The following is a 12977-nucleotide window of genomic DNA, read 5'->3' as shown; positions in this document are numbered from 1 at the left end:
TTGTGCGGCTCGCGGCCGTACGCTGGTGCCGTGCCAGCTGTCAGTGGGGGTGCACACGCCGCGCGGCGGGCAGCAACCGCGACGCCGCCATGGGCGCGACTGCCGTGAGCCGGTCCAGCCGGGGCACCCGGGCCACCCACCAGGCGCTGCCGCCGGCGCTACGGGACGCGGTCGACGACTTCGCCGAGCACCTCGCCCGGGTCCGCAACCGGTCGGCGCACACCGTCCGCGCGTACGTCACCGATGTGGTCACGTTGCTCGACCACGCCGTGCGGATGGGCTGCCTGGAGCTGGCCGAGCTGGACCTGTCGGTTCTGCGGAGCTGGCTGGCCCGGCAGCGGACCACAGGTGCCGCCCGTACGTCGCTGGCCCGTCGGGCCGCCTCGGCGCGGGCGTTCAGCGCCTGGGCACACCGCGCCGGGTTGCTCCCGACCGACGTGGGCGCCGCACTGGCCAGCCCTCGTGCTCACCGGGAGTTGCCCAGCGTCCTGCGCGCCGACCAGGCCGCCGCCCTGGTGGAGGCGCCGTCCCGGCAACCGACGCCCGCGCACGGCACGACCGCGACGGAAGCAGCCGCGCACAGCGGGACCACGACGGCAACGCCCGCGCCCGACGCGGCCACGACGGCAACGCCCACGCACGGCACGGCCACAACGGCAACGCCCGCGCACGACCCTGCTACGACGGCAACGCCCGCGCACGGCACGACGGCCACGGGGGCCGTCGGCGACGCGCCGGATGCGGCAGCCGCCGAGGCGGTGCTGTTGCGTGACCGGGTTCTGCTGGAGTTGCTCTACGCCACCGGCGTGCGGGTCAGCGAGGCGTGCGGACTGGACGTCGGGGACGCCGACCACGGCCGCCGGGTGATCCGGGTGTTCGGCAAGGGCGGCCGGGAGCGCTCGGTGCCGTACGGGGTGCCCGCGCAGCGGGCGTTGGACGAGTGGTTACGCCGGGGCCGACCGCTGGTGGCGGGCGCCCGCTCCGGCGACGCGCTGCTGCTCGGGGCGCGCGGTGGCCGGCTCAACCCCACGACGGCGCGACAGATCGTCGGCGGGTACGCCGAGACGGCCGGCCTTCCGCGGACCAGCCCGCACGGGCTGCGCCACTCCGCCGCCACCCATCTGCTGGAGGGCGGGGCCGACCTGCGCGCCGTGCAGGAGTTGCTCGGCCACTCGTCGCTGGCCAGCACACAGATCTACACCCACGTCTCGGTGGAGCGGCTGCGCGCCGCCTACCGGCAGGCACATCCCCGCGCCTGATCAAGGGCCCAGGGGCCGGACCGCTCGACGGTTACGATCATCGGGTGAGCGTCCCGCAGCCACCCGAGCCGATCCCGGGCGCCCGCCTGCTTTTCTCCCTGGACCCGGCGGTCAGCCATCTCAACCACGGATCGTTCGGCGCGGTGCCGATCGGCGTGCAGCGAGTCCAGCAGCGGCTGCGCGACGAGATGGAGGCCAACCCGCTGCGCTTCTTCACCCAGGGGCTCGCCGACCGGATCGCGCACACCCGCCGGCACCTCGCCGGGTTCCTGGGCGCCGACCCGGAGGGCAGCGCGCTGATCGGAAACACCACCACCGCCGTCGCCGTGGTGCTGCAGTCGGTGGGCCTGCGACCCGGTGACGAGGTGCTCAGCACCGACCACGGGTACGGGGCGGTGAGCCTGGCCATCGCGCGGGAGTGCCGGCGCACCGGCGCGGTCAGCCGCGTCCTGCCGATCCCGCTGACCGCCACCGACGAAGAGATCGTGCAAATCATCCGGGCCGGTCTGCGCCCGGGGCGGACGCGGCTGCTCGTCGTCGACCAGCTCACCTCCGCCACCGCCCGGCTCTTCCCGATCGCCGCCATCGTCGGGGCGGCCCACGAGAGCGGGGTGCCCGTTCTGGTGGACGCGGCACACGCCCCCGGGATGCTGGCCACCACTGTCGCGAGCATCGGCGCGGACTTCTGGGCGGGCAACCTGCACAAGTGGGGGTACGCCCCGCGCGGCACCGCCCTGCTGGTGGTCGCCCCCCAGTGGCGGGAGCGGATCGAGCCGCTGGTGGTCTCGTGGGAGCAGGAAGCCGGCTTCCCGGCCCGGCTCGAATGGCAGGCCACGCTCGACTACACCTCCTGGCTGGCCGCCCCGGCGGGACTGTTCACGCTGCGCAGCCTCGGCGTCGACCGGGTACGGGAGCACAACGCCGCGCTCGCCGCGTACGGCCAACGGGTGGTGGGGGACGCGCTGGGGGTGGGCCCCGCTGATCTGCCCGACCCCGGCGGGCCGGCTGTGGCTCTTCGCCTCATTCCGCTGCCGCCCGGCACGGGCACCACGATCGACGCGGCCCGGGCGTTGCAGACCCGGATCGGCGAGCGGCTCGCCGCCGAGGTCGCGGTGATGAGTTGGAACGGCCGCGGTTGGCTGCGGCTCACCGGTCAGGTCTACAACGCCGCCGACGAGTACGAACGGCTGGCCGTGCGGCTGCCGGCGTTGCTCGCCCAGCGCTGACCCGCTCCCGCCCGGACCGAGCGGGAGCGGACGCACCGAAATCGGGTGCGCCGGAAGCGGGTCCGCCGGAAGTAGGTCCGCCGGGAGCGGGTCCGCCGGGAGCAGCCGCACCGGGCCGAGGCCGAGCAGGGAGAGGGGGTCGAGATACTCCTCGCCCCGCCGCAGGCCCCAGTGCAGGCACGCCTGCGCCGGGCAACCCGGGTGCCCGGGCAGCAGTTCGCCCAGCGGCGTGCCGGCGGTGACCGGCTGGCCGGGGCGTACGGCGGGTTGGACCGGCTCGTAGGTGGTCCGCAGCCCGTCGGCGTGCCCGACGGTGACGACCGGTCGGCCGGCCACCAGGCCGGCGAAGAGCACGGTGCCCGGCCCGGCGCTGCGGACCGCCGCTCCGGGCGGGGCGGCCAGGTCGACGCCACGGTGGCCGGGCAGCCACGGTCGGGGCGGCGGGTCGAACCGGCGCACCGGACGAGGTGGCCCGTCGAGGGGCCAGCGGAACCGCCCGGCAGGCACTGGACCAGGCGCCGGGTCGGTCACGGCCGCGACCGGCACGGTTGGCGTCGGTGGTTGGCCGGGCACCGCCGCGACCAGCACCGCCAGCCCGCAGAGCTGGACGGTCAGTGCGAGCGGGAGCGCGGCGCAGAGCAGCAGTGTGCGGCGGATCCGATCGACGGGTGGCTGTCGCATGACGGCAGCCTCCGGCGAAGGCCGGGCCGTCCGCCAGCCCGGCCGACGAAGCTGTGGACAACCGGGGGTCCTGTGGACGACCACCGAACCGCCCGATGATCTGTTACGGGAACGCTGTCCCGACCCGACGCACAGCGGACCAGGTCACCACCGCCGGGCCGGAACGAAGGGCCTAGGCTGGGCCGCGTACGGCGGGTGGCGCCGTCTGCACCGGGGAGGCCTCGCATGACCACTGTCGATGACCGGACGCCGACGGTGGCGGACGTGAGCGGCCCGTCGCGGCTCGCCGAGCCCGACGAGGCGATCAGTGCCGAGGAGTTGCAGCTCGCCGCCCGCAACCACGGCCTTCCGCTGGAGGCGCTGCGGTACGACGTGACCCCCGCCGGGCTGCACTACCTGCTGATCCACTACGACATCCCGGAGGTCGACGCGGCGACACACGCGCTGACCGTCGGGGGCGCGGTGGACCGTTCGCTGACCGTCACCCTCGCCGACCTGCGCGCGCGACCCCGTGTCACCCACCGGGTCACGATGGAGTGCGCCGGCAACGGCCGGGCCCTGCTGCACCCCCGGCCGGTGAGCCAGCCCTGGCTGGTCGAGGCGGTCGGCAACGCCGAGTGGACCGGCACGCCGCTTGCTCCGCTGCTGCGCGAGGCGGGCCTGGGCGCGGACGCGGTCGACGTGGTCTTCACCGGTGCCGACCACGGCGTCGAGCGCGGTGTCGAGCAGGACTACCAGCGGGCGCTGTCGGTGGCCGACGCGCTGCGCGAGGAGGTGCTGCTGGCGTACGAGATGAACGGGGCTCCCCTACTGCCGCAGCACGGCGCCCCGCTGCGGCTGATCGTGCCGGGCTGGTACGGCATGGCGCACGTGAAGTGGCTGCGCTCGATCGAGGTCCGGACGGAGCCGTTCGAGGGCTACCAGAACGCGGAGGCGTACCGGCTGCGTCGCGACGCCGACGACCCGGGCGTGCCGGTCACCCGGATCGAGCCGCGCGCGCTGGTCCGCCCGCCGGGCTTTCCCGACTTCATGACGCGCCGTCGGGTGCTGCCGGCGGGACCCTGCACTGTGGACGGGCGGGCCTGGTCGGGCCACGCGCCGGTGGTCGCGGTGGAGGTCAGCGTCGACGGCGGTGCGAACTGGGCGCCGGCCGAGCTGGACCCGGCGGCGGGCGGGGAGTTCGCGTGGCGGCGGTGGCGGTACGAGTGGACGGCGACGCCCGGCCGGTACGTGCTCAGCGCGCGGGCGACCGACGCGTCCGGGCGGACCCAGCCGGTCGAGCAGCCGTGGAACCGTGGCGGCTTCGCCAACAACCTGGTGCAGCGCGTCGAGGTTGTGGTGCCGGCCGAGTGACCGGCGCGGCGGGCCGCGCCACGGATGGGGGGACCGTGGCGTGGCCGAGGGTCGTCAGCCGCCGAAGCCCGAGTCGGCGGGCAGCGAGATGTCGGGCTTCTCCAGCTCTTCGACGTTGACGTCCTTGAAGGTCATCACTCGGACGTTCTTCACGAAGCGGGCAGGACGATACATGTCCCACACCCAGGCGTCGTGCATCTCGACCTCGAAGTAGACCTCGCCGTCGGAGTTACGCACGTGCAGGTCGACCTGGTTGGCCAGGTAGAACCGGCGTTCCGTCTCCACCACGTAGGAGAACTGGCGGACAATGTCGCGGTACTCCCGGTAGAGCTGCAGCTCCATCTCGGTCTCGTACTTTTCGAGATCTTCCGCGCTCATCGCACTCCGCCTTCCATGACCACATCTTCCCCCACCGGCGCCGGAGGCCGAGGCTGCTCGCCCAACGCCACGCCGACGGTACCCCCTGACGCCCAGGAGCGCTCCATCGGCTCGTCCGACGCCGGGCCGACGGGCCGCCGGGTGCGCGGCGGCCGGCCGTCGCGGCCGGAGACCGCGGCGACATTGATGTACGAGAAGCGGTGCTCCCGGCACGGTCCGTGCTCCCGCAGCGCCGCGCTGTGCTCCGGGGTGATGTAGCCCTTGTGCTCGGCGAAGCCGTACGCCGGGAACACCCCGTCCAGCTCCACCATGATCCGGTCTCGGGTGACCTTGGCGAGCACGCTGGCCGCCGCCACACACGCGGCCACCCGGTCGCCCTTCCAGACCGCCAGCCCCGGCACGCCCAGGCCGTCCACGCCGAAGCCGTCGGTCAGCACGTACTCCGGCCGGGTCGTGAGCGAGGCGAGCGCCCGGCGCATCGCTGCCAGGTTGCACACGTGCAGCCCCCGTGAGTCGACCTCGTCGGCCGGAATGACCACCACGGCGTACGCCAGGGCGCGGTCCACGACCTCGGCGTACACCCGCTCCCGGCTGGCCGGGGTGAGCAGCTTGGAGTCGGCCAGCCCGTCGATCTCGCCGCGTCGCCCCTCCGGCAGCACCGCCGCGGCGGCGACCAGTGGGCCGGCGCAGGCCCCCCGGCCGGCTTCGTCGGCGCCGGCCACGTGCCGGAACCCGCGCCGTTGCAGCGCCCGTTCGAGCGCGTACAGGCCTGCCTCCCGGCGTACGACGGTGCGCGGCGGGGTCAGCACGACGCCTCGACGGCCGGCGGCAGGAGCCGGGCCAGCAGGTCGGGCAGCTCGGGCGGGTAGTACCGGTCGCCGCTGGCGGCCAGCTCGGCCGGCAGCCACCAGCGGTGGCCGGCGATGCTGCGCTGCTCGACGTCGTTGAAGCCGACGGTGTCGACCTGCCACGACGGCACCCGGAACAGGAAGAAATCCTGCTCCTGGCGGTACCAGTCGCCGTCGAACGGAAACTCGGTCGTGTCGGACCAGACGGGCTCGCCCAACTCGGCGGGATCGACCCGCAGCCCGGTCTCCTCGGCCAGCTCCCGTGCCGCGCCGGACGACGGGGACTCCGCCTCGTCGAGCCCGCCGCCGGGAGTGAACCAGTAGCGGTGCTCCGGGCGGGCCGGGTCGAAGCCCTGGAACAGCAGGACCCGGCCGGCCGCGTCGACGAGCAGCACCCGTGCCGCGCGTCGAGGGGTGTAGACGGTCACCGCACCAGCCTGCCAGACGTGCGGCCGATCGCCCATGCCCCCGCCGGTTCTACGGCTTGGGAATGCCGTCGAACTGATCGGGCACCGTCAGCCAGGTGGCCCGGTTGACGGGCCAGAAGACGGTGAACGCCCGCCCGACGACCTCGCCCTCGGGGATCGTGGCCTCGGTGATGTTCTGCCCGGACTGCTGCCAGTGCTCCAGCGAGTCACCCGAGGCCGACCGGTGGTCGCCCATCACCCACAGCCGACCCTTCGGCACCGTGATGTCGAACTCCTGGTCGGCCGGCTTGTCGCGGACCCCGTCGATCGAGAAGATGTACGGCTCGTCGAGCGACCTGCCGTTGATCATCAGGCGTTCCTGCGCGTCGCAGCAGACCACGTGGTCGCCGCCGACGCCGATCACCCGCTTGATGAAGTCCTCACCGTCGGGGTTGCCGCTCCACTCGGTGGGCGCCTTGAAGACGATCACCTCGCCGCGGTGCGGTGATCGGAAGTCGTAGACCAGCTTGTTGACCAACACGCGGTCATCGATCTTGAGAGTGTTCTCCATGGACGGAGAGGGGATGAAGAAGGTCTGCAGCACGAAGGCGCGGACCAGCACCGCGACCAGGATCGCCACACCCAGCAGGATCGGCAGCTCCTTCCAGAAGGAGCTGCGCGGCTTGTCGGTCTGCTCGTCAATCACGCCAAGGAGCCTACGTTGCCGGGCCGGACGGCACCGTCCGGAACGCGCGGGAACCCCTCAGCGCGGCCGCCAACGGGAGAATCAGCAGCACACCGCCCTGCGGGGACGGACGGACCGGGGGCGCCCCGGAGGAGGCGGCAGCCGGCGCGGCCACGTCGTCGAAGGTCGACGGCACCGACAGCGCGGCCCAGCGTGACGACGGCCAGACCACCATGAACGCGCGGCCGACCACGTTGTCGATCGGCACCGGGCCCTGGCAGCGCGCGTCCTGGGAGACCTCGCGGTGATCGCCCATCACGAAGATCTGCCCCGGGGGTACGACCACCTCGTCGAAGCGCCGGGAGCGGCACTCCTGCGGATTCGGTGGCAGATCCAGCGGGGAGTTGCGCAGCACGTACGGCTCGTCGAGCGGGGTCCCGTTCACGGTGACCCGGCCCTGGGAGTCGCAGCACTTCACCCGGTCACCGGGCAGGCCGATCACCCGCTTGATGAAGTCCTTCTCGCCGGGACGGCTCACCCCGACCAGGTCCCCGACGGTGCGGCCGACCTTGCCGACGAAGCCGGGCTCCGGCTGCTCGTCGACCTGCGGCGCCCAGCGGTCGGTGCCCCGGAACACCACCACCTCGCCGCGCACCGGGTCACGGACGTCGTAGACGACCTTGTTGACCAGCACCCGGTCGCCGATCAGGAGGGTGTCCTCCATCGAGCCGGACGGGATGAAGAACGCCTGGAGCAGGAATGTGCGGATCAGCACCGCGAGGCAGAACGCGACCACCAGCAGCAGTGGAAGTTCCTGCCAGAGCGGCATCTGGCGGCGGCTGCGGCGTACCCGCCGGCGCCACGGATCGACGGTGCCGTCCTCGTCAAGCGTCTGCACCACGCCACTCCCCGGTCCGCAGAAACACCACCGCCCGGGAGCCTCGTCGAGGCTCCACGGGCGGTAGTGGACAGCTGCCCGCCACGAAGGCGGGGTCGCCGCCTGGCTGCGCCCGTACGACCAGGGTAGTGCGGTCTGGGCGGTACGGCATACGCGCAGCTCAGGCGGCGTGGCGAGCGGGAAGTCAGCTGGGCTGCTTCTCCCGCTTCTCCTTGATCTTGGCCTTCTTGCCGCGCAGCTCACGCAGGTAGTAGAGCTTGGCGCGACGCACGTCACCGCGGGTCACGACCTCGATCCGGTCGATGCCCGGGCCGTTGAGCGGGTAGGTCCGCTCGACGCCGACACCGAAGCTGACCTTGCGGACTGAGAAGGTCTCGCGCAGACCGTCACCCTGGCGGCGGATCACGACGCCCTGGAAGATCTGGACACGGGACCGGTTGCCCTCGACGACCCGCGCGTGCACCTTGACGGTGTCACCGGCACGGAAGTCGGGAAGATCGGTCCGCTTCGACTGGGCGTCAAGGGCGTCCAGGATGTTCATCGCTGCGTCCTCGTAAGGCTCACGGCGCACCGTCACTCGGTGCGCGGGTGGGTGATTCTGATTCCCGGGTGGTGATCGGCGGACCGACCCCGGTCGGGGATCCTCGCAGCCGCCCGCGGGCGCGGACGGATGCGGCAACCCCCCTACTTTGCCACATCCCCCGGCGGCGGCTGAAATCCGGCCCGCTCCAGCGCCGCGATGTCCCGTTTGTCGAGCCGCTCGGGCGGCAGCGCGGCCAGCAGGTCCGGACGCTGGGCCGCGGTCCGCAGCAGCCCCTCCTCGCGCCGCCAGCGCGCGATCTTGCCGTGGTCGCCGGAGCGGAGCACCTCCGGGACGTCGTGCCCGCGCCAGCTCGGCGGCTTCGTGTAGATCGGTGCCTCCAGCAGCCCGTGCGCGTGCGACTCCTCGTCCAGCGAGCCGGCGTTACCCAGCACCCCGGGCAGCAGGCGGGTGACCGCCTCCAGGATGACCAGTACCGCGACCTCGCCGCCGAAGAGCACGTAGTCGCCGAGCGACACCTCGGTGACCGGCATCCGGGTGGCGGCGTGCGCCAGGACCCGCTGGTCGATCCCCTCGTACCGGCCGCAGGCGAAGAGCAGGTGCGGCTCGGCGGCCAGCTCGTGCGCCATGGCCTGGGTGAACGGGACACCCGCCGGTGACGGCACGAGCAGCCGGGGCGGCGGGGCCTCGGCCGGGGCGAGCGCGTCCAGCGCCGCACCCCACGGCTCCGGCTTCATCACCATGCCGGGGCCGCCGCCGTAGGGGGTGTCGTCGACAGTGCGGTGCACGTCGTGGGTCCAGGTCCGCAGGTCGTGCACGGCGAGCTGGAGTACGTCATTGGCCCGGGCGCGGCCGATCAGCGACAGGTCGAGCGGGGCGAAGTACTCCGGAAAGATCGACACGACGTCGACGCGCATGCGGGCTGGCCCTAAAGATCGAGCAGGCCGGCCGGCGGGTCGACGATCACGCGTCCACCGGCCAGGTCGACCTCCGGGACGATCGCCCGGACGAACGGGATCAGCGCGGTACGCCCCTCGGGGCGCCGCAGCACCAGCAGGTCGGACGACGGCGCGTGGTCGATCCGGGCGACCTCGCCGAGGCGCTCACCGGCCGGGGTGACCACGGCCAGACCCACCAACTGGTGGTCGTGGAACTCCTCCGGGTCCTCCGGAGGCTCCACGTCGGCGCTGTCCACCACGAGCAGGGTTCCGCGCAGCCCCTCCGCGGTGTCGCGGTCCAGGATGCCGTCGAAGGCGACGAGCATCCGGCCCTGGTGGAACCGGGACTCCTCGATGGTCAGCTCGGCGGGCACCCGGAACGGCACACCCGGCCCGTTCGCCGGCGCGGGCGGCGGGACCGCCCCGGGTTCGGTGCGCAGCACCGAACCCGGGGCGAACCGTGCTTCGGGTTCGTCGGTCCGCACTTCCACGGTGACCTCCCCGCGGACACCGTGCGGCTTGCCGATCCTTCCGACGACGAGCTGCATCAGTACGAGTCGACGATGTCGACGCGTACCCCGCGCCCGCCGATGGAGCCGATCACCTGACGCAGCGCCTTGGCGGTCCGGCCGGACCGTCCGATCACCGTGCCGAGGTCCTCGGGGTGCACGCGGACTTCCAGCCGCTTGCCCCGACGGGAATCGACCATCCGGACCCGGACGTCATCCGGGTGGTCGACGATGCCCTTGACCAGGTGCTCCAACGCCGGACGCAGAGGCATGTCAGGCCTGCTCACCGGCGTCGGCAGCGGCAGCGGGGGCCTCGGCGGGGGCCTCGGCCGGAGCCTCGGTCGCCGGGGCCTCGGCCTTCGGGGCCTCGGCCGGAGCCTCAGCGGCCTTGGCGGCCTTCTTGGCCGGCTTGGCCGGGGTCTCCGGGGCGAGCCCGGCGGCGGCCTTCGCCTCAGCCTCGTACGCCGCCTTGCGGTCGGCCTTCTCGGCGGCGACCTTGAGCGGCGGCGGGGCCGGCAGGCCCTTGTACTTCTGCCAGTCACCGGTCAGCTCCAGCAGCCGCTGCACCGCCTCGCTCGGCTGAGCGCCGACGGACAGCCAGTACTGGACCCGCTCCGACTTGACCTCGATGATCGAGGGGTCTTCCTTGGGCTGGTAAACCCCGACGAACTCGATCGCCCGGCCGTCGCGCTTGGTGCGCGAGTCGGCGATGACGATGCGGTACTGCGGGTTGCGGATCTTGCCCATCCGCAGGAGCCGGATCTTTACGGCCACAGTTGTTTCGCTCCTGTTGCGATCTCACCAGCCCGCTGTGGGCGGTGTGCGTGGGTGAGCGCCGACCGGACCCGTGGGGTTGGGCCGGAGACTACTCGGTGGACTAGCGACGTGCCCGGGTTAGAGGGCGCCGGACGCGCGCCGGATACCAGCGACCCATTCTGCCAGATCCGACGCCGATCTCCCGCATCGGACCCGGACACCGCGTCACCGGTGACCCGGAACACCTCTCAGCGCACCGGCGGACGGTCCCACCCGGGCGGAAGTTCGTCCGGTACGTCCCACTCTGCCGGCGGGGTGAAATCGCACCAGGTGCCGTCGAACGGGAACCGGCCCGCCTCGGCGAGCGCGATCACCCGCTCCCCCTCGGCGCGGACCGCCTTCTCGTCGGTCACCCAGTAGTCGTCCGGGAAGGCGAGACGCTCGACGAACTCGTCCTCGTCCTTCCACTCCCAGCTGAGGTCCGGGCGCACCACCACGTCGAGGTCCTGGTCCACCACGTCGACGCCGGCCACCGGGCCGTCGTCCCAGCGGACACCGGGCTCCTCCAGGTTGACGTACCAGTGGGCGAACCTGCCCTGCGCGTCCCGGAACCACCACACGGAGTGCGCCGCCCCGGTGGGCAGGAACTTCAGCAGCGGAGGGCCGTTCCAGCGGCCGTGCGCCAGCCGGTACGACGACGAGATCCACTGGGCGAACGGCATCGCCCGCATGCCCAGCCCCGCCTCGGTCACCTCGTGGGCCACCGGCGAGTCCCGCGCGATCCACACCAGCAGACCCCGCTCGTCGTCGCTTACCACGCGACCCGGCCGGACCCATCCGATCCGACCGTGCCGCACGTTGCGGTGCATGATCAGCCGACCCGGCGCGAAGCGCACGGCAGCACCTCCGGGCTGTTAGCCGGGGGCCCTTTCCTCGACCACGGGTGTCAGGAAGGGGCCCTTCCTGACGCCTCAGTAGGCGCGGGCGAGGATGGCGACCAGGTCGGGCTCGTCCTCCGAGTCCGGAACCGAGCCGTCGGCGCGCAGCAGGCAGCGCACCGTCACGCCCTGGCCGTTCGCCTCGGCCTCGCCGGCCACGCCGACCGCCGACCACGGCACCTTGGCCCAGCCGGTGGCCGCCGCCTCGATCGCCTCGGCCAGCGTCGACACCTCGACGGTGCGCGACTGGCGGTGCGCGAGGGCCTGGTCGTGCAGCACCTGCTGATCGGCCTCCAGTGCGGCGAGGACCGCGCCGACCACGTCGGCCACCGCCGTCGGGGACTTCGACCCGTCGGTACGACGGACCACCGTCGCGTTGCCGACGGCCAGATCGCGGGGGCCGACCTCGACGCGTACCGGATAGCCGCGCAGCTCGGCGTCGACGGCCCGGCGGCCGAACGCGGTGTCGGTCCGGTCGTCGAGCGCGACCCGGACACCGGCGTCGCGCAGGCCGTCGCGCAGCTTGGCCGCCGCCTCGCCGACGCCCTCGCCATCCTTGACGATCATGATGTACGCCTGGATGGGGGCCAGCCGCGGCGGCACCCGCAGGCCGTTGTCGTCGCCGTGGGCCATGATCAGGCCACCGAGCATCCGGGTCGACGTGCCCCAGGAGGTCGTCCACGCGTGCTCGCGACCGCCTTCCTTGGCGGAGTAGCTGATGTCGAACGCCTTGGCGAAGTTCTGGCCCAGCTCGTGGCTGGTGCCCAGCTGGAGCGCCTTGCCGTCGCCCATCATGCCTTCGCAGGTGTACGTGGCGGTGGCCCCGGCGAAGCGCTCGCGGGCCGTCTTCAGGCCGACCACCACCGGAATGCCGAGCACGTTGACCATCAGATCCTCGTACGCCTCGTGCAGGATCCGCCGCGCGTAGGCGCGGGCGTCCTCACGGGTGGCGTGCGCGGTGTGCCCCTCCTGCCAGAGGAACTCGCTGGTCCGCAGGAAGATCCGCGGGCGCAGCTCCCACCGGACCACGTTGGCCCACTGGTTGAGCAGCAGCGGCAGGTCCCGGTACGAGTCGATCCACTTGGCCATGAACTCGCCGATCACCGTCTCGCTGGTGGGGCGCACCACCACCGGCTCGGCGAGCTGCTTGCCGCCACCGTGGGTGACGACCGCCAGCTCCGGCGAGAAGCCCTCGACGTGCTGGGCCTCGCGCTTGAGGTAGCTCTCCGGGATGAACAGCGGGAAGTACGCGTTCTCCGCGCCGGCCGCCTTGATCCGGGCATCCATCTCGGCCTGCATCCGCTCCCAGATGGCGTAGCCGGCGGGGCGGATGACCATGGTGCCGCGGACCGGGCCGTTGTCGGCCAGCTTCGCCTTGGCGATCAGGTCCTGGTACCAGCGGGGGAAGTCCTCCGCACGGGGAGTGAGCACGCGTGCCATGACCGCACATCCTATGCGCCACGCGGGTCCCCGCCGCGCCCGGGAGGCGCCGCGCCGCGCGACCGGTGCTGGGCGGCGCGCGCAGCCCGCCCTTGCCGGGGCGCGGCGGGCGCTGGGCAG

The 12977-nt window shown here is 72.9% G+C and carries 15 protein-coding genes and 1 pseudogene; 3 read left to right on the top strand and 13 right to left on the bottom strand.

Features of this window, described 5'->3' with window-relative positions; genetic code table 11:
* The first annotated feature begins 89 nt into the window (after positions 1 to 89).
* Together B0E54_RS15450 and B0E54_RS15445 are read left to right on the top strand one after the other, a co-directional pair.
* The gene (locus B0E54_RS15450) at positions 90 to 1259 is read left to right on the top strand and encodes a tyrosine-type recombinase/integrase (protein WP_234584230.1); all 1170 of its coding nucleotides are present in this window, start codon (positions 90 to 92) and stop codon (positions 1257 to 1259) included.
* A gap of 44 nt (positions 1260 to 1303) precedes the next feature.
* Positions 1304 to 2485 carry an aminotransferase class V-fold PLP-dependent enzyme gene (locus B0E54_RS15445; RefSeq protein ID WP_234584229.1) on the top strand — a complete coding sequence of 394 codons (1182 nt, stop codon included), beginning with the start codon at positions 1304 to 1306 and terminating at the stop codon, positions 2483 to 2485.
* A 90-nt stretch (positions 2486 to 2575) separates the two neighbouring features.
* Here the strand turns inward: B0E54_RS15445 and B0E54_RS15440 are convergent.
* Positions 2576 to 3166: pseudogene (locus B0E54_RS15440) on the bottom strand (murein hydrolase activator EnvC); the annotation flags it as partial.
* 225 nt (positions 3167 to 3391) lie between these two features.
* Between B0E54_RS15440 and B0E54_RS15435 the strand changes: the two are divergent.
* The gene (locus B0E54_RS15435; RefSeq protein WP_234584228.1) at positions 3392 to 4519 is read left to right on the top strand and encodes a sulfite oxidase; all 1128 of its coding nucleotides are present in this window, start codon (positions 3392 to 3394) and stop codon (positions 4517 to 4519) included.
* 54 nt (positions 4520 to 4573) lie between these two features.
* Here the strand turns inward: B0E54_RS15435 and B0E54_RS15430 are convergent, their stop codons facing one another.
* From B0E54_RS15430 to proS, 12 genes are all read right to left on the bottom strand, one after another.
* Positions 4574 to 4897 carry a DUF2469 domain-containing protein gene (locus B0E54_RS15430; RefSeq protein WP_007075222.1) on the bottom strand — a complete coding sequence of 108 codons (324 nt, stop codon included), beginning with the start codon at positions 4895 to 4897 and terminating at the stop codon, positions 4574 to 4576.
* On the bottom strand, positions 4894 to 5706 hold the full coding sequence (locus tag B0E54_RS15425; RefSeq protein ID WP_234584227.1) for a ribonuclease HII: 813 nt from the start codon (positions 5704 to 5706) through the stop codon (positions 4894 to 4896). The genes B0E54_RS15430 and B0E54_RS15425 overlap by 4 nt, the downstream gene beginning before the upstream one ends.
* Complete coding sequence (locus B0E54_RS15420) at positions 5700 to 6173, bottom strand: NUDIX hydrolase (RefSeq protein WP_234584226.1); 474 nt, start codon at positions 6171 to 6173, stop codon at positions 5700 to 5702. The genes B0E54_RS15425 and B0E54_RS15420 overlap by 7 nt, the downstream gene beginning before the upstream one ends.
* Before the next feature lie 49 nt (positions 6174 to 6222).
* Entirely contained in the window at positions 6223 to 6858 is a 636-nt protein-coding gene (lepB, locus tag B0E54_RS15415) for a signal peptidase I (RefSeq protein ID WP_234584225.1), read from the bottom strand.
* A gap of 10 nt (positions 6859 to 6868) precedes the next feature.
* The gene (gene lepB / locus B0E54_RS15410; protein WP_234584224.1) at positions 6869 to 7738 is read right to left on the bottom strand and encodes a signal peptidase I; all 870 of its coding nucleotides are present in this window, start codon (positions 7736 to 7738) and stop codon (positions 6869 to 6871) included.
* A 181-nt stretch (positions 7739 to 7919) separates the two neighbouring features.
* Complete coding sequence (gene rplS / locus B0E54_RS15405; protein WP_030335223.1) at positions 7920 to 8276, bottom strand: 50S ribosomal protein L19; 357 nt, start codon at positions 8274 to 8276, stop codon at positions 7920 to 7922.
* A gap of 143 nt (positions 8277 to 8419) precedes the next feature.
* Positions 8420 to 9193 carry a tRNA (guanosine(37)-N1)-methyltransferase TrmD gene (gene trmD, locus B0E54_RS15400; protein ID WP_234584223.1) on the bottom strand — a complete coding sequence of 258 codons (774 nt, stop codon included), beginning with the start codon at positions 9191 to 9193 and terminating at the stop codon, positions 8420 to 8422.
* Between the two features lie 11 nt (positions 9194 to 9204).
* Positions 9205 to 9762, bottom strand: a complete 558-nt coding sequence (gene rimM, locus B0E54_RS15395; RefSeq protein WP_234584222.1) for a ribosome maturation factor RimM — start codon at positions 9760 to 9762, stop codon at positions 9205 to 9207.
* Positions 9762 to 10022, bottom strand: coding sequence for an RNA-binding protein (locus B0E54_RS15390; RefSeq protein WP_172862164.1), 261 nt, complete (start codon positions 10020 to 10022; stop codon positions 9762 to 9764). The genes rimM and B0E54_RS15390 overlap by 1 nt, the downstream gene beginning before the upstream one ends.
* Complete coding sequence (gene rpsP, locus B0E54_RS15385) at positions 9997 to 10497, bottom strand: 30S ribosomal protein S16 (protein WP_234584221.1); 501 nt, start codon at positions 10495 to 10497, stop codon at positions 9997 to 9999. The genes B0E54_RS15390 and rpsP overlap by 26 nt, the downstream gene beginning before the upstream one ends.
* A 230-nt stretch (positions 10498 to 10727) precedes the next feature.
* Entirely contained in the window at positions 10728 to 11375 is a 648-nt protein-coding gene (locus B0E54_RS15380; RefSeq protein WP_234584220.1) for a DUF402 domain-containing protein, read from the bottom strand.
* Between the two features lie 75 nt (positions 11376 to 11450).
* The gene (gene proS / locus B0E54_RS15375; protein ID WP_234584219.1) at positions 11451 to 12857 is read right to left on the bottom strand and encodes a proline--tRNA ligase; all 1407 of its coding nucleotides are present in this window, start codon (positions 12855 to 12857) and stop codon (positions 11451 to 11453) included.
* Positions 12858 to 12977: the final 120 nt, after the last annotated feature.

Origin of the sequence: Micromonospora sp. MH99 (assembly GCF_021442385.1) — a bacterium.
Classification (GTDB): Bacteria; Actinomycetota; Actinomycetes; order Mycobacteriales; family Micromonosporaceae; genus Micromonospora.
The sequence above is the reverse complement of the archived record's forward strand: the minus strand, read 5'-3'. Positions and strand labels throughout refer to the sequence as shown.